The following is a 17,661-nucleotide window of genomic DNA, read 5'->3' as shown; positions in this document are numbered from 1 at the left end:
ATTTTTTAACGGCAAAATACGCCGTTGATTATTTTTCGCCAAATTTCTAAAGAGGATTAAATGGCTAAAGAAGACGTAATTGAGATGCAAGGCACTGTCCTTGATACTCTTCCAAATACAATGTTCCGTGTTGAGCTAGAAAATGGTCACACAGTGACGGCTCACATTTCTGGTAAAATGCGCAAAAACTATATCCGCATTCTTACTGGAGACAAAGTTACTGTCGAGATGACACCGTACGATCTCTCTAAAGGTCGCATCGTCTTCCGTGCTCGTTAATCACTGATTTTCGAATGCAACAAAAACGGAGCTTAATGCTCCGTTTTTGTTGCCTGAGAGTGAATCATGGATCGGGTGATACACGGATAACAAAAAGCGCACGATACTCTGTGCGCTTTTTTATTAACTTAATTTCATTCAATCGTGAGTTTCGCTGAGCAAAGGATTACGCTTAATGAGCGACCTTTTCACGAGAACTCATATACTGGAACGTTAATTGATCATCAGCTAAATCCACTTTGACCGTTCCACCTTCGACTAACGAACCAAACAGTAATTCATTAGCCAATGGTTTTTTCAACTGATCTTGAATCACTCGACCCATCGGGCGAGCCCCCATGTCACGATCATACCCTTTCACGGCTAACCAGTGGCGTGCATCTTCTGACACTTCAAGAGAAACACCACGAGCATCAAGCTGCACTTGTAGTTCAACAATAAATTTATCAACGACTTGGTGAATCACTCGCTCATCAAGACTATTGAACCAAATTACATGATCCAAACGGTTACGAAACTCTGGCGTAAAGACCTTCTTGATCTCCGCCATCGCGTCATGGCTGTGATCCTGCTGAATCATACCAATCGATTTTTTAACCGTTTCCGCAACCCCAGCGTTGGTCGTCATGACTAAGATAACGTTACGAAAATCGGCTTTACGGCCATTGTTATCGGTTAACGTCCCATTATCCATCACTTGGAGTAATAGGTTAAATACATCGGGATGCGCTTTTTCTATCTCATCCAATAACACGACAGCATGAGGATGTTTAATCACTGCATCAGTCAATAATCCGCCTTGGTCATAACCAACATAACCAGGAGGCGCACCAATTAAACGACTGACCGAGTGACGCTCACCATATTCCGACATATCAAAGCGCAGTAACTCGATACCAAGCAACTTAGATAGCTGAACAGTGACTTCAGTTTTACCGACCCCTGTTGGGCCTGCAAATAAGAAGGAGCCGACAGGGCGATTTTCCGCGCCCAATCCTGCACGAGTCAGCTTAATCGACTCGCTCAACACTTCAATAGCTTTGTCTTGACCAAATACCAGCATCTTCATCTTCTTATCCAGATTTTTCAAAATATCTTTATCTGAAGAAGAAACTGACTTTTCGGGTATACGAGCCATTTTAGCAACCATGGCTTCAATTTCCGCAACACCGACCGTTTTTCTGCGTCGGTTTGCAGGCATCAAGCGAACTCTCGCCCCAGCTTCATCAATGACGTCAATCGCTTTATCTGGCAAGTGACGCTCGTTAATGTATTTAGCCGAGAGCTCCACCGCTGCGCGTAACGCTTTATTGGTATAACGAACATCGTGGTGAGCTTCATATTTTGGTTTTAAGCCCATCAAAATTTTTGTTGTATCATCGATGGAAGGCTCGACAACATCAATTTTCTGGAAGCGACGGGATAACGCACGCTCTTTTTCGAATATGGTGTTGTATTCCTGATAAGTCGTTGAGCCGATACAACGTAGCTTACCACTACTCAGCAACGGTTTGATTAAATTAGCCGCATCAACTTGTCCGCCAGAAGCGGCTCCAGCACCGATGATGGTATGAATTTCATCGATAAATAAAATTGCATCTTTTTCTTTTTCTAACTGTTTTAGAATGGTTTTAAAACGTTTTTCAAAATCACCACGGTATTTGGTCCCGGCTAATAACGAACCAATATCCAACGAGTAAATCACGCTATTTTGGATGACTTCAGGCACTTGCCCTTCAACAATCCTCCACGCTAAACCTTCAGCAATCGCAGTTTTACCTACTCCGGCCTCACCCACTAATAAAGGGTTATTTTTGCGACGACGACATAATACTTGAATAGTGCGCTCAAGCTCTTTATCTCGGCCGATTAGAGGGTCAATTTGGCCTTGTTTGGCAAGCTGATTTAAGTTGCAAGCAAAGCTTTCTAAACGTTCATCAGAATTTGATTCTTCAGGGCTACTGCTACCAAAGGCATCCCCTGACGAATCTTCAGCACCAGATGTTTTCGTGATGCCATGAGAAATGTAGTTAACAATATCGAGACGGCTGATATCGTTCTTTTTCAATAGGTACGCCGCGTGAGATTCTTGCTCACTAAAAATGGCAACCAGTACGTTAGCACCCGTGACTTCACTGCGACCAGAAGATTGAACATGGAAAACAGCGCGCTGTAATACACGTTGAAAACTTAATGTAGGCTGAGTTTCGCGTGTTTCATCGTTATTAGGAATTAAGGGTGTAGTTTGATCAATAAACTGATCAAGCTCGCGACGTAAGTTATCGATATCGGCTTGACAAGCGACGAGTGCATCCTTCGCTGCATCATTTTCTAATAATGCAAGTAGGAGGTGCTCGACGGTCATAAATTCATGTCTTTTATCTCGCGCTCGAGCGAACGCGCCATTGAGACTCGATTCTAGTTCTTTGTTAAGCATAAGGCCTCCTTGAGGAACAACCAGATTGTTGTTGCAAGTCTAAGCTTGCTCCATGGTACACAAGAGGGGATGCTCATTTTCTCTTGAGTATGTCGCGACTTGTGCCACCTTCGTCTCTGCTACCTCTGCAGTATACGTGCCACAAATGGCTTTTCCTTCATAATGAACTCTCAACATGACTTGCGTCGCTCGTTCCATGTCCATTGAAAAGAACCGAGCCAGTATTTCGATGACAAAGTCCATAGGAGTATAATCATCGTTATTGAGTACCACATGATACATTGCCGGGGGTTTAACCGCGGTTTTCTCTTTCTCCAGTAAGTCAGAGCCTGGAGTGACCCATTCAAAATTTCTACTCATAACCGTCGTATTTAGGAGCGTTTCTCGTTGTATTACTCATTGTTACCCTTTTCATCAGCGCAGTAAATAAACTTTACTGGTGGCTTGCTCAGGTGAAAAACAACCCTTACTTAGAGACTAATCTAGCAATGGTATCGCTGCAAATAAAACCTCACTTTTCCGGTTATCCGCTAGGTTTAAATGTGTAAAATTTGCCCACCACTATGCACCCGATATCACATTATGCATTGCTATTTGCGAATCAAATTGCATTTATCCACACGCTAAATTTCTCATTACATCATCTTACGTTAATAACCCCTTCAATCGATCAACTGAGATCTGGAGGAAAATCCTAAACAACGCATCTATCTCTTAGCGATTGAGGATCACATTATCAATGCGGCTGAGACACTATCAATACCACAACGCCAGCGTGTATTTGATAAATATGCGTTTAATAGCAGGCTAGTTAAGTGATTTACCTATAAAAGTGACGATTTTTATGTCTTTTTACTATTGACTGCGCTCAATCATTGGCTACATTGGTCAATTAGTGACTAAAAATTTGGCAGCGGCTAAATGGTTATTCACTTAACAACCGCTTCGCTAACGGAATAAAAAGCGAAGATTGATGCCTTGTTTATTGGAGATTGTCGATAAACAAGGTAAGCGTTAACAACATCAGTAATACAATGCATGAGGGATGTATAGCATGGCTACAGGTACAGTAAAATGGTTCAACAACGCTAAAGGATTTGGTTTTATTTGTCCGGAAGGCGGAAATGAAGACATTTTTGCTCATTATTCAACGATCAAAATGGATGGCTATCGCACATTAAAGGCGGGCCAACAGGTTGCTTATGAAGTGGAACAGGGCCCTAAAGGCTATCATGCGAGTAATGTGGTACCGATTGAAGGCCAACCAAGTAAATAATTCGCTGCCAACTTGTGTCTAAAACTAACCCGCCTTTCGGCGGGTTTTGTTGTTTAAGCGCGGTCAATAATCTTATTTAACGTCTGGCTAGGACGCATCAAAGTAGACGCCTTGGCAAACTCAGGGGCGTAATAGCCACCTAAATCACCCGGCACGCCCTGCGCCTGATTAAGTTCTTGAATAATCTGTTGCTCTTGCGCCTTCAATTGCTGAGCAATGGGAGCGAACTCCGTGGCTAAATCACTATCTTGCTTTTGCTCAGCAAGTGCTTCTGCCCAGTAAGTAGCAAGGTAATAATGGCTGCCACGGTTATCTAACTCCCCGACTTTACGTGACGGTGATTTGTTATTATCTAAAAACTTGCCTGTTGCTACATCCAAGGTATCAGCCAATACTTGGGCTTTCGGATTACCCGTGACCACACTCAGATGCTCCAGTGAGGCAGCAAGAGCGAGAAACTCACCCAAAGAATCCCAACGCAGGTGATTCTCTTTCTGCACTTGTTGTACGTGCTTCGGTGCAGAGCCACCCGCTCCGGTCTCAAACAGACCGCCACCGTTCATTAGCGGAACGATGGATAGCATTTTCGCTGACGTTCCTAATTCAAGGATCGGGAATAAATCAGTCAGATAATCACGCAGTACATTACCGGTTACTGAAATGGTGTCTTTGCCTTCTTTCATGCGCGCCAAAGTATAGAGTGTAGCTTGTACTGGCGACATAATTTTAATGTCTAGACCATGGGTATCGTGATCCGGCAAGTATTGCTTAACCTTTTTAATCAGCTCAAGATCGTGGGCGCGAGAGTCATCGAGCCAGAATACCGCTGGCACTCCCGTTGCGCGAGCACGATTAACGGCTAATTTAACCCAATCTTGAATCGGTGCATCTTTCACTTGGCACATACGGAAGATATCCCCCGCTTCGACAACCTGTTCAAGCAATACTTTACCTGATTGATCAATGACTTGCACAACGCCATCAGCATCAAGGATAAAGGTTTTGTCGTGTGAACCATATTCTTCGGCTTTTTGTGCCATTAAACCAACGTTAGGCACACTACCCATGGTCGTTGGGTCAAAAGCGCCATTATCACGACAAAAATCAATCACCGCTTGATAGACCCCTGAATAGCAACGATCAGGGATCAACGCCTTAGTATCTTTTTGTTTACCATCCGGTCCCCACATCTGACCTGATGAACGAATCATCGCTGGCATTGAAGCATCAACAATAATATCGCTTGGTACGTGTAAATTGGTGATACCACGATCTGAGTCAACCATCGCCAAAGGAGGTTGAGTGGTGTATACCGCTTGAATGGCAGACTCGATTTCTTCACGCTGCGCTTGTGGTAAGGTCTGAATTTTAGCGTAAACATCGCCAAGACCATTATTAACATCAACACCGAGTTGATCAAACAGCTCACCGTATTTAGCAAATACATCTTGGTAATAAACTTTAACTGCATAACCAAAAATCACCGGATCAGAGACTTTCATCATCGTCGCTTTGAGATGCAAAGAAAGCAAAATATCTTGCTGTTTAGCTTGGGCGATCTCTTTTTCGTAAAACGCCACTAAAGCCTTCTTATTCATCACGCTGGTGTCGATAATTTCTTTATCCAGCAAAGCAAATGGCTTTTTCAAAGTTTTACGAGTGCCATCATGAGCGACAAACTCAATCGAGACCTGAGTGTCACCGGCAACCGTTAACGATTTTTCACTGCCAAAGAAATCTTTATCATCCATGCTCGCCACGTGAGAACGGGAATCTTTCGACCAAGCGCCCATTGAGTGCGGGTTTTTCTTGGCGTAATTTTTCACTGATGTTGGTGCACGACGATCCGAGTTACCTTCTCGTAGTACTGGGTTTACCGCACTGCCTTTAATTTTATCGTAAGTGGCTTTGATCGCTTCCTGCTCGTAAGTGCTCGGTTCTGCAGGATAATCGGGAAGATCATAACCTTTGTCTTGCAGCTCTTTTATCGCGGCTTTCAACTGAGGAATCGACGCTGAGATATTTGGTAGTTTAATAATATTCGCCGCTGGGGTTTGTGCTAACTGGCCCAACTCAGATAAAGCATCGCTGACTCGTTGATTCTCTTTCAAGTGTTCAGGGAAGCTGGCAAGAATACGCCCGGCTAAGGAAATATCTCTGGTCTCAACACTGATCCCTGATGATGCCGTAAATGATTGAATAATTGGCAGTAATGAATACGTCGCTAACGCCGGCGCTTCATCAGTGATGGTATAGATGATGGTTGGTTTTTCTGTAGGCATGAACTTTCCCTTTGTTCTAACCGCACTATGGGATGAAATAGTACGATGTGAATGTCCGTGAACAAGCTAGTTTTACATCCTCAAAACTTGGCCACGTTTGTCTCACTATTATAAGGTTAACTCTCACGATGGATGTGCTGGTTGAGTCTCACGGTGAGAAATTCTCTATTGGCTATAATTAAACAAAAACAAGATAATAGTCTATCATTCCGTCGCTCAATCTTGTTTTCAGGCGCGCAAAGCATAGCCTATTTCTGCGTCAGATAAAACATTCAAACACAACTCATTTACATATTTGCAAGGTGCTTAACATGTCATCCCGCTCACGTCGTACGCTTTCCGGTTCCTCAACGACCAGCGCACCTGCGCAATTCAAACGCGCCGAACGCCCTAAACTCGCTGAAAGACCCAGCTTCAAGCGAAAGAAAATCGCTTCTGTACCACGATCGTCTGACGAACGAAAAGTCATCGCCTTTAATAAACCTTACGATACCTTAAGCCAATTTACCGATGGTCAAGGGCGACAAACACTGGCTGATTTTATTACGATAAAAGACATTTATGCCGCCGGGCGACTCGATCGTGATAGCGAAGGATTAATGATCTTAACTAATGATGGCGTATTACAAGCAAGATTGACTCAACCTAAAGCTAAAGCGCCAAAAACCTATTGGGTGCAAGTTGAAGGGCAACCACAAGAAGCCGATTTAGAGCAGTTGCGCCGCGGTGTGACGCTTAAAGATGGCCCAACGTTACCGGCTCAGGTTGAGATTATCGAGCCACCACTGGTATGGGAGCGCCATCCACCAGTGCGCTTTCGGGCGGCAATCCCCACCACGTGGTTAGCGATTACCATTATTGAAGGCCGCAATCGACAAGTACGACGCATGACCGCTCACATCGGCTTTCCCACTCTACGTCTGATTCGTTATTCGATTGGTAACACAACCCTAGAAACGCTCCAACCCGGAGAATGGCGCGAAATCGATCTGTAAATGATTGTCTGACCATGCTCTGATGAGAGGCATGGTCAGATTGTGATTACTGATGACGCTGCTTTAATTTATCAATCACATCACTCAGGGCTAAGCCTTGGTCTTGTAATAGCACTAATAGATGATAGATAAGATCCGCCGATTCACTGATCAGCTCCGCCTTATCACCCGTCGCCGCCGCAAGCGCGACTTCAACCCCTTCTTCACCGACTTTCTGCGCAATGCGCTTAGTGCCGCTCGCGTAAAGGCTAGCGGTGTAGGATGACTCAGGATCGGCAGATTGACGAGCCGCCAATAATTGCTCAAGTTGATGAAGCCAAACCATTTGTGATTCTTCTTGGCTATCACCGTCCCAGCAAGTCGTGGTGCCAGTATGACAAGTGGGACCAATCGGATTAACCTTGACTAACAGGGTGTCTTGATCGCAATCGAGGGCCAAATTTCTTAGGTGTAAAACATGGCCAGAGGTTTCCCCTTTAGTCCACAAGCGCTGTTTGGAGCGCGAATAAAAAGTCACCTGCTTAGTAGTTAGTGTCACCTCAAGCGCCTCTGGATTCATGTAACCCATCATCAATACTTGGCTAGAGTCAAAATCTTGCACAATCGCAGGGATAAGACCATCGACTTTTTGCCAATCAATGCGCTCAACCAGTGGCCGCTCAGTTTGTTTCGTTTGGCTCATCGTCTTACCTCTATCTGTTGTTGATGTAAATATTGCTTCAACTCACCAATATTAATGATTTGTTTATGGAATACCGATGCCGCGAGCGCGCCATCAACGTTGGCAACTTGAAACGCATCGGCAAAATGCGCCATAGTCCCCGCGCCTCCTGATGCAATCAGCGGCACTTGGCATACCGCACGGATCATTTTCAGCTGCTGTAAATCATAACCATTACGCACCCCATCTTGATTCATCATATTGAGTACGATTTCCCCCGCGCCGCGTTGTTGGACTTCTTGCACCCAATCTTGCGTTTGCCACTGCGTGGCTTTGGTGCGCGCTTCATCACCGGTAAATTGATAGACCTGATATTGCCCCGTTGCCTGATCAAAATAAGAATCTATCCCGACCACAATACACTGCACACCAAATTTGTCCGCTAATTGAGTGATCAAGTTAGGATCCGCTAACGCCGGTGAGTTAATAGAAACTTTGTCAGCACCAAACTCTAAGATCCGCGCCGCGTCTTGCGCCGTTTTAATGCCGCCAGCGACGCAAAAAGGAATATCAATGACCTCAGCAACTTTGGCAACCCAGCTTTTATCCACCACCCGTCCATCACTGGAGGCGGTGATATCATAAAAAACTAACTCATCGGCACCTTCTTGTGCATAACGCTGAGCGAGTGGCACGATATCACCAATAATCTCATGATTACGAAACTGGACACCTTTCACGACTTGCCCATCACGCACATCTAAACAAGGAATTATTCGCTTTGCCAACATGAAAATGCCTCCTGAGCGGTAAATTTGCCATCCAATAATGCTCGACCGACAATTACACCCGCCACACCACTGCCTTTAAGTGCAGCAATATCAGCGAGGGTGCCAATCCCCCCAGAAGATTGAAACTGGACCTGAGGGTAACGCTGACATAAATCGATATACAACTCGACATTGGAGCCATTTAAGGTCCCATCACGGGCAATATCGGTACACAATACATGCTGCAAGCCGACAGTGAGATAATCGTCTAATAGTGCTTCAATGGTTACCCCAGAATCTTCTTGCCAGCCAGAGACCGCCACTCGGCGCACGCCCTCTTGATCAATATTGATGTCTAGGGCGAGGACGATTTTCTCAGCGCCATATTTTTCCATCCACTGCTTGACCAACTGCGGCTGCTTAACCGCTGTCGAGCCGATAACCACACGCTGAGCTCCAGCCGCCAGTAAATCGATAACATCTTGCTCACTGCGTACACCTCCGCCAATTTGGATATTGGCCGGCGTACTGGCTAATAGCTTACTGATCAGCTCAAGCTGCCGTGCTGAGGTATCTTTTGCACCGGTTAAATCCACTAAGTGCAGCCAGTTGGCCCCAGCTTGGTGATATAAATTAAATTGCTCAACGGGGTCCACTTTGTATTCAGTCACTTGGCCGTAATCACCTTGGTAGAGGCGTACCACCTGACCATCAATTAAATCTAATGCGGGAATAATCATCACTTATCCTTAATGCTGGCTGAGTCCATCGACTAAGCCGCGATCCTTAACCATTCAAACTTACAGTTTCAAAAAATTATCAATCAGTTTTGCGCCCACTTTTGACGAGCGTTCAGGGTGAAACTGCACACCGTAATAATTGCCCTGTTGGATAGCGGCGCTAAACGGCTGTCCGTAATCACATTCAGCAATGGTGTAATCAGCGACTGGAATGGCAAAGCTGTGGACAAAATAGAAATACTCATTGGCATCAATACCCGCAAATAACGGATTACCTTGCTGAGCGGTCACCGTATTCCAGCCCATATGGGGAAGTGGTAAATCTCTAGTTTGCATACGCTGCACATCGCCGTTCACTAAACCAAGACAATCTACCGCCTGCTGCGCTTGTTGGCCATGCTCTTGTGAGCGTCTGCCCATCAATTGCATCCCTAGGCAAATCCCAAGTACCGGTTGCTCAAGGCGCTGAATCAATTCCACTAATTGTCTCTGTTTGAGGTTATGCATCGCTTCACTCGCGGTACCTACGCCAGGTAGAAACAGCTTATCCGCAGCGAGGATCTCCTCTGGCTGGCGAGACAAAGTGACATCGTAACCGAGTCGTTGAATTGCAAAGCGTACTGAAGCGATATTGGCACATCCCGTATCAATAATGACCACCTTGGGTTTCATCACAGCACTCCTTTGCTACTCGGTAATTCATTACCTTGCACTTGAATCGCTTGGCGCAGAGTGCGGCCAAAGGCTTTAAACAAGCTTTCAATAATATGATGATCGTTGTCACCGGTTGAGGATAAATGCAAAGTACAGGCTAAGGTATCAGTGAGAGAGCGGAAAAAGTGGTAGACCATTTCCGTCGACAAATCCCCGACTTGTTCACGGCTAAATTGCGCGTCAAATTTAAGGTAAGGACGACCCGATAAATCTAAAGCGCACTGTGCTAAGCATTCATCCATCGGTAAGCTAAAACCAAAACGGCCAATACCTCGCTTATCACCTAAGGCTTCTCTTAAAGCTTGGCCTAATGCCAAAGCGGTATCTTCTACCGTGTGGTGATCGTCAATATGCAAATCGCCCTTAACGGTTAATTTAAGTTGAAACCCACCGTGGGTAGCAATTTGATCCAGCATGTGATCAAAAAAACCTAAACCAGTTTCAATCTGATTACCGCCTGTTTCATCGAGATTAACCGCGACTTGAATGTCGGTTTCTTTGGTTTTTCGTACCACCTGAGCGGTGCGTGCTTTGACCGTTAACTGCTTGACTATCTGCCGCCAATTGCAATTTTGTGGATGATATTGAATCCCTTGCAGCGCCATATTTTCTGCCAATTGCAGATCAGTCACTCGATCGCCAATCACCGCTGAATGTTTAAAATCGATCTGGCCACTTTGCAAATAAGACTTCACCAAACCCAATTTAGGTTTACGACAGGCACAATTATCCTGTTCAAAGTGAGGGCAAATCAGCACCTCATCAAATTTCACGCCTTGTGATTGAAAAATCTCCATCATCATCGTATGCGGCGCATCAAAGTCTGCTTGCGGATAACTGTCGGTGCCAAGACCATCTTGATTAGTGACCATGACCAAACGATAACCCGCCTCTTGGAGCGCCAACAGGCTGGGGATCACATCAGGCTCAAACTTAAGCTTATCTAAACGATCCACTTGAAAATCGACCGGAGGCTCGACAATTAAGGTGCCATCGCGGTCAATAAAGAGAATTTTTTGTTGTATGCTCACAGGAATATCCTTTTCTTATTCTGCACTCAAGGTTATTGCGCCTTGATGCCCGTTAATGTCATTTATTGGTAATAATTGCGCACAAAGGCGACAACTTTTTCACACTCTTCTCGATTGCCGACAGAAATTCGTACTGCATTGTCGATTGGCGAGTTACGTAAAATAATCCCATGCTCCCAAGCGGCTTTAAATAGCGCATCGCCATCGGGAAACTTAACCAATAAGTAATTACCCCAGCCTTCAAAGACCTCGACACCGGGCACCATTTGCAAACCGACTTGTAAATAGGCGCGGTTCGCATTGAGATCCAATACCTGAAATTTAGTACGCGCTAAACCTGATGGCGATAAAGCTTGCAGGGCAATATCCGCTACTGGTACCGGAACCGGATAAGGCGCGATCACTTTAAGTAACAGATTAATGATCGCTGGACTCGCCAAAGTAAAACCACAGCGTAGGCCCGCCAATGCAAATGCTTTCGACAAGGTACGTAAAATGGCCAGATTAGGATAGGTTTGCAGTAAATCGACCGTTGACGCTTCGGGACAAAAATCGATATAGGCTTCGTCCATCACCACAATGGCCCGATCTTGAGTCATTTCTAATAGCGCGATGATATCTTCACGACGAATAAGGTTGCCAGTCGGGTTATTCGGGCTGCACACAAAGACTAATTTCACCTGCTCAAGGTTGGCCTCAATCGCGGTTAAATCGAGTTGCCAATCTGCGCTAAGCGGAACCTGTTTACGCTCCACCCCAAAGGTTTCAGCGCTGATCGCATACATGCCATAAGTCGGGGGACAATAAAGAATCGCATCTTGATTCGGCTCACAAAAGGTGCGGATCAATAGCTCAATACTCTCATCAGCACCGCGTGAAGTGAGTACTTGATCAGGCTTAACTCCAGCGTAGTCAGCATAAGCTTGGATCAGTGCTTGTGGCTGACAATCGCTATATCGGTTAAGACGAGCAAAGTCGGTTTTATAGTGATTATCGAACGGAGATTCGTTGGCATTCAGCCACACATCGCCACTACCGCCAATGCGACGAGCCGATAAATAAGGCGTTAAAGCCTGAATTTGTTTGCGTGCCAATTTTTCCATCAGTTTTTCGCCTCTTGTAATTTCTCTATACGGATCGTGACCGCACGTCGGTGAGCATCTAATCCTTCCGCGTTAGCCATGGCAACCACTGTCGGTGCTAATGCCTTTAAGCCATCCGCTGTCAGCTCTTGGACTGTCATACGCTTAGTAAAATCTGCCAAACCTAAACTGGAATAGGTCCGTGTATGACCATAAGTTGGCAGCACATGATTGGTGCCTGAAGCGTAATCCCCGACCGATTCTGGTGACCAATTGCCTAAAAATATCGACCCAGCGTTATCGAGCAGTGGCACGAGCTCACGAGGATTTTTGGTCTGAACAATCAAATGTTCTGGACCGTAATAGTTAGAGATCGCCACCGCTTGGGTCAGCGAATCGGCAATAATGATTAAACTGGAAGCCAACGCTTGCTGAGCAATGTCTGCCCGAGTTAACGTTTTAAGCTGACGCTGCACAGCATCAGTCACACGATCGGCAATCATTGGCGATGGCGTCACTAACACCACTTGTGAGTCAGGTCCATGCTCGGCCTGACTGAGTAAATCAGCAGCAATAAATTCAGCGTCCGCCGTCTCATCAGCGATCACTAACACTTCTGACGGACCAGCAGGCATATCCATCGCTGCGCCCTGAAAGTCATGACTCACTTGCCGCTTAGCTTCGGTCACATAAGCATTACCAGGACCAAAGATTTTATCGACTTTAGCTACGGTTTCCGTGCCATACGCCATCGCCGCAATCGCTTGAGCACCGCCGACGTTATACACCTCATCGATATTGCATAATTTGGCCACATAAAGAATTTCATCAGCAATTGGTGGCGGTGAGCAAAGCACCACTTTTCGACAACCTGCAATTTGCGCTGGAACGCCAAGCATTAATACCGTTGACGGCAACGGTGCACTGCCACCGGGAATGTATAAGCCGACTTTATTAATGGCACGAGTCACTTGCTCACAAACCACACCAGGCATGGTTTCCACTCTCAGAGGCTGCGATTTTTGCGCTTTATGAAATTTGGCAATATTACTGTACGCCTGCTGCAAAGCTTGCTTCATCTCGGCGGATAAACGCTCACTGGCGGCGTCAATCTCTGCTTGCGAGACACGCAAGGTGTCGGGTTTCACTCGATCAAATTTTTCCGTCAGTGCCAGCAACGCCTTATCCCCTTCACGGCGAACTTGGCTGATCAAATCTTGTACCGTGGCGGTAATATTGGCTCCTGCACTTATCGCTGGGCGCTCTAAAACCGATTCTTGCTGAGTTTCACTCAGTGATGGCCAAACAACCGTTCTCATTTCCTTACTCCATCATTTTTTCAATCGGTAACACAAGGATAGAACTGGCTCCCAAGGCTTTGAGCTCCTCCATCGTTTCCCAAAATAAGTTCTCCGAACTCACCAAATGCACTGCCACTTTGCTTTTATCTGCCGAGAGCGGTAGTACGGTCGGGTCTTCAGCACCGGGTAACAACGCAGTAATTTTGGAGAGCTGCTCAACAGGAGCATGTAACATGATGTATTTTGATTCTTTGGCTTGTTGCACGCCGTGCATGCGAGTCAGCAATTTATCAATCAATGCCGCTTTATCGGCCGTGAAATCGCCTGAACGTTGAATAAGCATGGCTTTGGATTGGAAGATCACTTCTACTTCTTTTAATCCGTTTGCCTCTAAAGTGGCTCCCGTTGAGACTAAATCGGCGATCGCATCAGCAAGACCTGCGCGAGGAGCGACCTCTACTGAGCCAGTTAACATACAGGTACTAAAATCGATTCCCTGTTCATCCATGTAGGCTTTGAGTAATTGCGGATAAGTCGTCGCGATCCGTTTACCTTTCAAATCTTGCGGGCCAGTGTAGGTTTGATCTTTATCCATGGCGATCGACAGACGACATCCACCAAAGTCCATCCGACGGAGGCTGACAAATTGGCTTGGCTGATTCAACGCGCGACGATCTAAGCGAGTCTCTTCGAGGACATTTTCACCGACAAACCCTAAATCAACCACGCCATCCATGATCAATCCGGGAATATCGTCATCTCGAACGAGCAGGAGATCAATCGGCATATTCAGCGAGTGAACTACGAGTCGCTCGCCCATGATGTTGAATTTCACCCCACATTTTTTCAATAAATCTTGGCACTCTTGACTTAAGCGACCCTTCTTCTGGATAGCAATTCTTAGGCGTTGTGTTGGCATTCGTTCATTCCTTTGTTATTTATCGCGTTAAAATCAAACCGTAAAAAAACCCTTGGAAGAGTGCTCTCCCAAGGGTTTAAAATCTAAATATACTTTGATTTAACCACCGGGAGCATCCTGCCTCCCGGGTATGCGTACATCTCCCGAAAGACTGGCTAGGGATGATGATGGTGATGAATATTCATTACAAAATTACGCATACTGATTATCTTTCTATGGCTTAATTCGACTGTTTTCAACACTAACTAAGCTTGACCATATTTGCAACTGCAAATTGCAAATTTTTCTAATTTATCGTCAATGCTCGCGATTAACGAACCATTCTCGCTTTAGATAACCACGATAATATAAAACAAACGATGATAAACACCACGCTTGAAGCCGCCAGAGAAGCTAGGACCGAAGCCGTCATCCCTAACACCACAAAACCAATCGCAGAAATAAAGGCCACTGAAAGTGAATAAGGCAATTGGGTTGCAACGTGATCGATATGGTTACAACGTGCTCCTGTTGAAGAGAGAATGGTCGTATCTGAAATCGGTGAGCAATGGTCACCAAACACCGCTCCCGCCAATACCGCACTAAGCATCGGCAACATCAATGCAATGTCAGTCGCCGCAGCCATGTCTCCGGCAATCGGTAACATTATCCCAAAGGTCCCCCATGAGGTTCCGGTTGAAAACGCCATCACACCTGATAATAAAAAGAGCATCACTGGTAACCAGTGAGGATTAATATTGCCTTGCACCAATGAAGACAAATAAGCCCCGGTTTTCATGTCACCAATCACGGAACCAATCGTCCAAGCAAAGATAAGGATCAAGATCGCACCAAACATCGAACGAGCACCAATCCACATCGTCATCAATGTGTCTCGTAATGGCATTTTTTGTTTGAATACCGTTACTAATGCCGCCAATAATCCCGTAGAGCCACCATAAACTAATGAGGTGCCTACATCGGTATTTTCGAAGGCTCCGAGAATATTAAAAGCCATCCCCTCACCTGCTAAAGCTTGTCCACCGGTGTAGAGCATGGCACCAATAGTAGCGATAATCAGCAGCACAATCGGTAACACCAAATCCAACACTTTACCGTTTTCACTTTCCGGAATGTCTAACTCTTCATTTAATTGATGAGCAGCGGGACTATCATTGTCCTGATCGTTATCAAATCCTCGACCTTGCGACGCATTAATTTCATGACGACGCATCGGACCAATATCCATTTGAAACCACACTACCGCAAATACCATAAGCAAGGCGAAGATAGCGTAAAAGTTCATTGGTACAAGGCGTAAATAAGCACCAAGCGGTGAATAATCAGTAATACCATGCGAGACGAGAATACCACCGATAATCGTCATGATGTATGCACCCCAGCTGGAAGCGGGCATCACGACACACATTGGCGCAGCCGTCGAATCTAAAATATAAGCCAGTTTGGCACGTGATACATAAAAACGATCCGTGACTGGCCTTGAAATAGAACCGACCGCTAAACTATTAAAATAGTCATCAACAAAAATAAATACACCAAGAAAAGCCGCTAATAATTTAGCCCCACGTTTGCTTTTTACGCGAACTTGCGCCCATTCGGCAAACGCACGAGTTCCGCCAGATAACGTCAATAGCGCGGTCATCATGCCTAATAATAATAAAAAGCCAACAATACTCATATTCCAAGTATTGATACCACCATCAGCGATAAACACACTGAATACTTGACCACTGGTATAAGAAACCGCATCAGTGACGGAATAGTTAGCGAGCAGTAAAGCACCGATTAAAATACCAACGCCAAGAGACAACAACACTCGACGGGTAATAATTGCTAAGCCCAATGCAACCAAGGGTGGTAACAAAGACAAAGGCGAGGAAGCAAAATCAATTACATTCATGATCTTCAAAAACCAATAATAAATGGCAAGAGATCTACTGCAGACAAACTGGACGATATTGATCATCACAGCTTATGTTGAACTAAGCGAAAGGGAAGCGAACACTTCACCCAACCCTACAGTAGCGCTCCATAGTTTAACAACACAGTACCGAACGGTAGGTTGGTTATGTTCACCAAACGCGTACGGTACTTAGACTATGGCAGTGTTGTCCCTATTCGATAACAACCCCAGCAAGCCGTGTTGATCGACGACTTACTTCGGCGGTAAGGCCTTTCACTTGGGTTCATTGGCATCACCCCAACCCTAGTTACTTTTCAATACCGCACCTCTACATCGAGAAATCCGCTTACTTAATTATCTTAAGTAATCCATGACTCCCGCATTAGGTCATCGCATTGTACTTATCATCCATCTCAATGCAACCTATAGTAAGGTTTAATTCCTTTTGATGCTCTACCGCTTGCCGTTACTGGTCAGTAACCCGTAAAATCATCGATTTTTATGGCGGCACTATTCTCGATTTAAAATTAATGATGGCATGAGCTGATAGCAACAGATGATTATGCAATGAATATCACTAAAAATAGTAAATAGACTTGAAAAAAACCTGTTTATGGTTAACGTTATGCTCAAATATGGTCATATTAACCGGCTATACTATAAGCCAATAATATTAATCTTCGGCTTGTTAATCTTTTTTTACTCAATATTCGTGTTATTATCATCATCCTAATATTGCTAGAACAAATAACTAGGTTTAATATTAAGCGGTAAACCATTTTATCTCACAGGAAACAGTAATGTCTGAACTAACTAAAACGCTATTAAATATTCGTAGCCTACGTGCATATGCTCGTGATTTGACTCTAGAACAGCTTGAAGAAGCGCTCGATAAATTAACGACCGTAGTACAAGAGCGTAAAGAACTTGAAGAACAAGAAAAAGCGGCAATGGCAGAACAAGAAGCTAAGCTCTCTGCGATTGCTGAACAAATAGCTAAAGAAGGTATTGATGTGAGCGCGTTAATTTCTGCGCTTGCTGGAGAAACCAAAACTAAAGCTAAGACGAAACAAGGTAAACGTGCACCACGTCCAGCTAAATATAAATACATGGACAATGGCGTTGAAAAAACATGGACAGGTCAAGGACGTACGCCTTTAGCCATTCAAAAAGCATTGGATGAAGGTAAATCATTAGAAGAGTTTGCTATCTAAACTCTTTTATTTCCTCTTTGTTAACTAACGGCTTGGTATTTATCTGCTGATAATCGC

16 protein-coding genes, 1 riboswitch and 1 other annotated feature are annotated in these 17,661 nt (G+C 45.0%); of the genes, 4 read left to right on the top strand and 12 right to left on the bottom strand.

Annotated elements, in window-relative coordinates; all coding sequences use genetic code 11:
- The first annotated feature begins 60 nt into the window (after window positions 1–60).
- The gene (gene infA / locus FKN88_RS05445; RefSeq protein ID WP_004395079.1) at window positions 61–279 is read left to right on the top strand and encodes a translation initiation factor IF-1; all 219 of its coding nucleotides are present in this window, start codon (window positions 61–63) and stop codon (window positions 277–279) included.
- A 172-nt stretch (window positions 280–451) separates the two neighbouring features.
- Here the strand turns inward: infA and clpA are convergent, their stop codons facing one another.
- Window positions 452–2,716: an ATP-dependent Clp protease ATP-binding subunit ClpA gene (clpA, locus tag FKN88_RS05440; protein ID WP_040904235.1), complete on the bottom strand. Its 2,265-nt coding sequence runs from the start codon at window positions 2,714–2,716 to the stop codon at window positions 452–454.
- A gap of 39 nt (window positions 2,717–2,755) precedes the next feature.
- On the bottom strand, window positions 2,756–3,076 hold the full coding sequence (gene clpS / locus FKN88_RS05435; RefSeq protein WP_040904233.1) for an ATP-dependent Clp protease adapter ClpS: 321 nt from the start codon (window positions 3,074–3,076) through the stop codon (window positions 2,756–2,758).
- 694 nt (window positions 3,077–3,770) lie between these two features.
- Between clpS and cspD the strand changes: the two genes are divergently transcribed.
- The gene (gene cspD / locus FKN88_RS05430; RefSeq protein ID WP_004395077.1) at window positions 3,771–3,992 is read left to right on the top strand and encodes a cold shock domain-containing protein CspD; all 222 of its coding nucleotides are present in this window, start codon (window positions 3,771–3,773) and stop codon (window positions 3,990–3,992) included.
- Between the two features lie 53 nt (window positions 3,993–4,045).
- Here cspD and FKN88_RS05425 read toward each other — a convergent pair whose 3' ends face one another.
- Window positions 4,046–6,274 (bottom strand): NADP-dependent isocitrate dehydrogenase, encoded by a 2,229-nt coding sequence (locus FKN88_RS05425; protein WP_158138555.1) that lies wholly within the window; start codon window positions 6,272–6,274, stop codon window positions 4,046–4,048.
- A gap of 311 nt (window positions 6,275–6,585) precedes the next feature.
- Here FKN88_RS05425 and FKN88_RS05420 point away from each other — a divergent pair, with 311 nt between their 5' ends.
- Window positions 6,586–7,269: a pseudouridine synthase gene (locus tag FKN88_RS05420; RefSeq protein WP_233268172.1), complete on the top strand. Its 684-nt coding sequence runs from the start codon at window positions 6,586–6,588 to the stop codon at window positions 7,267–7,269.
- Between the two features lie 46 nt (window positions 7,270–7,315).
- On the opposite strand, the gene hisIE is transcribed toward FKN88_RS05420, so the two are convergent.
- The 9 genes from hisIE to FKN88_RS05375 all read right to left on the bottom strand — a co-directional run bounded on the left by hisIE (window position 7,316) and on the right by FKN88_RS05375 (window position 16,387).
- The gene (gene hisIE / locus FKN88_RS05415; protein WP_154167917.1) at window positions 7,316–7,951 is read right to left on the bottom strand and encodes a bifunctional phosphoribosyl-AMP cyclohydrolase/phosphoribosyl-ATP diphosphatase HisIE; all 636 of its coding nucleotides are present in this window, start codon (window positions 7,949–7,951) and stop codon (window positions 7,316–7,318) included.
- Complete coding sequence (gene hisF / locus FKN88_RS05410) at window positions 7,948–8,721, bottom strand: imidazole glycerol phosphate synthase subunit HisF (RefSeq protein WP_154167915.1); 774 nt, start codon at window positions 8,719–8,721, stop codon at window positions 7,948–7,950. The genes hisIE and hisF overlap by 4 nt, the downstream gene beginning before the upstream one ends.
- On the bottom strand, window positions 8,703–9,440 hold the full coding sequence (gene hisA / locus FKN88_RS05405; protein ID WP_158138556.1) for a 1-(5-phosphoribosyl)-5-[(5-phosphoribosylamino)methylideneamino]imidazole-4-carboxamide isomerase: 738 nt from the start codon (window positions 9,438–9,440) through the stop codon (window positions 8,703–8,705). The genes hisF and hisA overlap by 19 nt, the downstream gene beginning before the upstream one ends.
- Window positions 9,441–9,500: 60 nt before the next feature.
- Window positions 9,501–10,112 carry an imidazole glycerol phosphate synthase subunit HisH gene (hisH, locus tag FKN88_RS05400; RefSeq protein ID WP_154167913.1) on the bottom strand — a complete coding sequence of 204 codons (612 nt, stop codon included), beginning with the start codon at window positions 10,110–10,112 and terminating at the stop codon, window positions 9,501–9,503.
- Window positions 10,112–11,185, bottom strand: a complete 1,074-nt coding sequence (gene hisB, locus FKN88_RS05395; protein ID WP_154167911.1) for a bifunctional histidinol-phosphatase/imidazoleglycerol-phosphate dehydratase HisB — start codon at window positions 11,183–11,185, stop codon at window positions 10,112–10,114. Before hisB ends, hisH begins: the two co-directional genes overlap by 1 nt.
- A 62-nt stretch (window positions 11,186–11,247) precedes the next feature.
- Window positions 11,248–12,288, bottom strand: coding sequence for a histidinol-phosphate transaminase (gene hisC, locus FKN88_RS05390; RefSeq protein ID WP_004395069.1), 1,041 nt, complete (start codon window positions 12,286–12,288; stop codon window positions 11,248–11,250).
- The gene (gene hisD, locus FKN88_RS05385) at window positions 12,288–13,586 is read right to left on the bottom strand and encodes a histidinol dehydrogenase (RefSeq protein ID WP_154167909.1); all 1,299 of its coding nucleotides are present in this window, start codon (window positions 13,584–13,586) and stop codon (window positions 12,288–12,290) included. The genes hisC and hisD overlap by 1 nt, the downstream gene beginning before the upstream one ends.
- Before the next feature lie 4 nt (window positions 13,587–13,590).
- The gene (hisG, locus tag FKN88_RS05380; protein WP_306687320.1) at window positions 13,591–14,487 is read right to left on the bottom strand and encodes an ATP phosphoribosyltransferase; all 897 of its coding nucleotides are present in this window, start codon (window positions 14,485–14,487) and stop codon (window positions 13,591–13,593) included.
- 40 nt (window positions 14,488–14,527) lie between these two features.
- Window positions 14,528–14,664: a sequence feature (His leader region), on the bottom strand.
- A 133-nt stretch (window positions 14,665–14,797) separates the two neighbouring features.
- The gene (locus FKN88_RS05375) at window positions 14,798–16,387 is read right to left on the bottom strand and encodes a Na+/H+ antiporter NhaC family protein (protein ID WP_158138558.1); all 1,590 of its coding nucleotides are present in this window, start codon (window positions 16,385–16,387) and stop codon (window positions 14,798–14,800) included.
- A gap of 114 nt (window positions 16,388–16,501) precedes the next feature.
- Window positions 16,502–16,729: riboswitch (Lysine riboswitch) on the bottom strand.
- 461 nt (window positions 16,730–17,190) lie between these two features.
- On the opposite strand from FKN88_RS05375, the gene FKN88_RS05370 reads away from it, so the two are divergent.
- Entirely contained in the window at window positions 17,191–17,604 is a 414-nt protein-coding gene (locus FKN88_RS05370; protein WP_004395065.1) for an H-NS family nucleoid-associated regulatory protein, read from the top strand.
- The last annotated feature ends 57 nt before the right edge of the window (window positions 17,605–17,661 follow it).

This window comes from Vibrio sp. 2017_1457_13, assembly GCF_030851525.1.
GTDB lineage: Bacteria > Pseudomonadota > Gammaproteobacteria > Enterobacterales > Vibrionaceae > Vibrio > Vibrio metschnikovii.
Note: the sequence above shows the minus strand (reverse complement) of the source record. Positions and strands in the feature narration are given on the sequence as shown.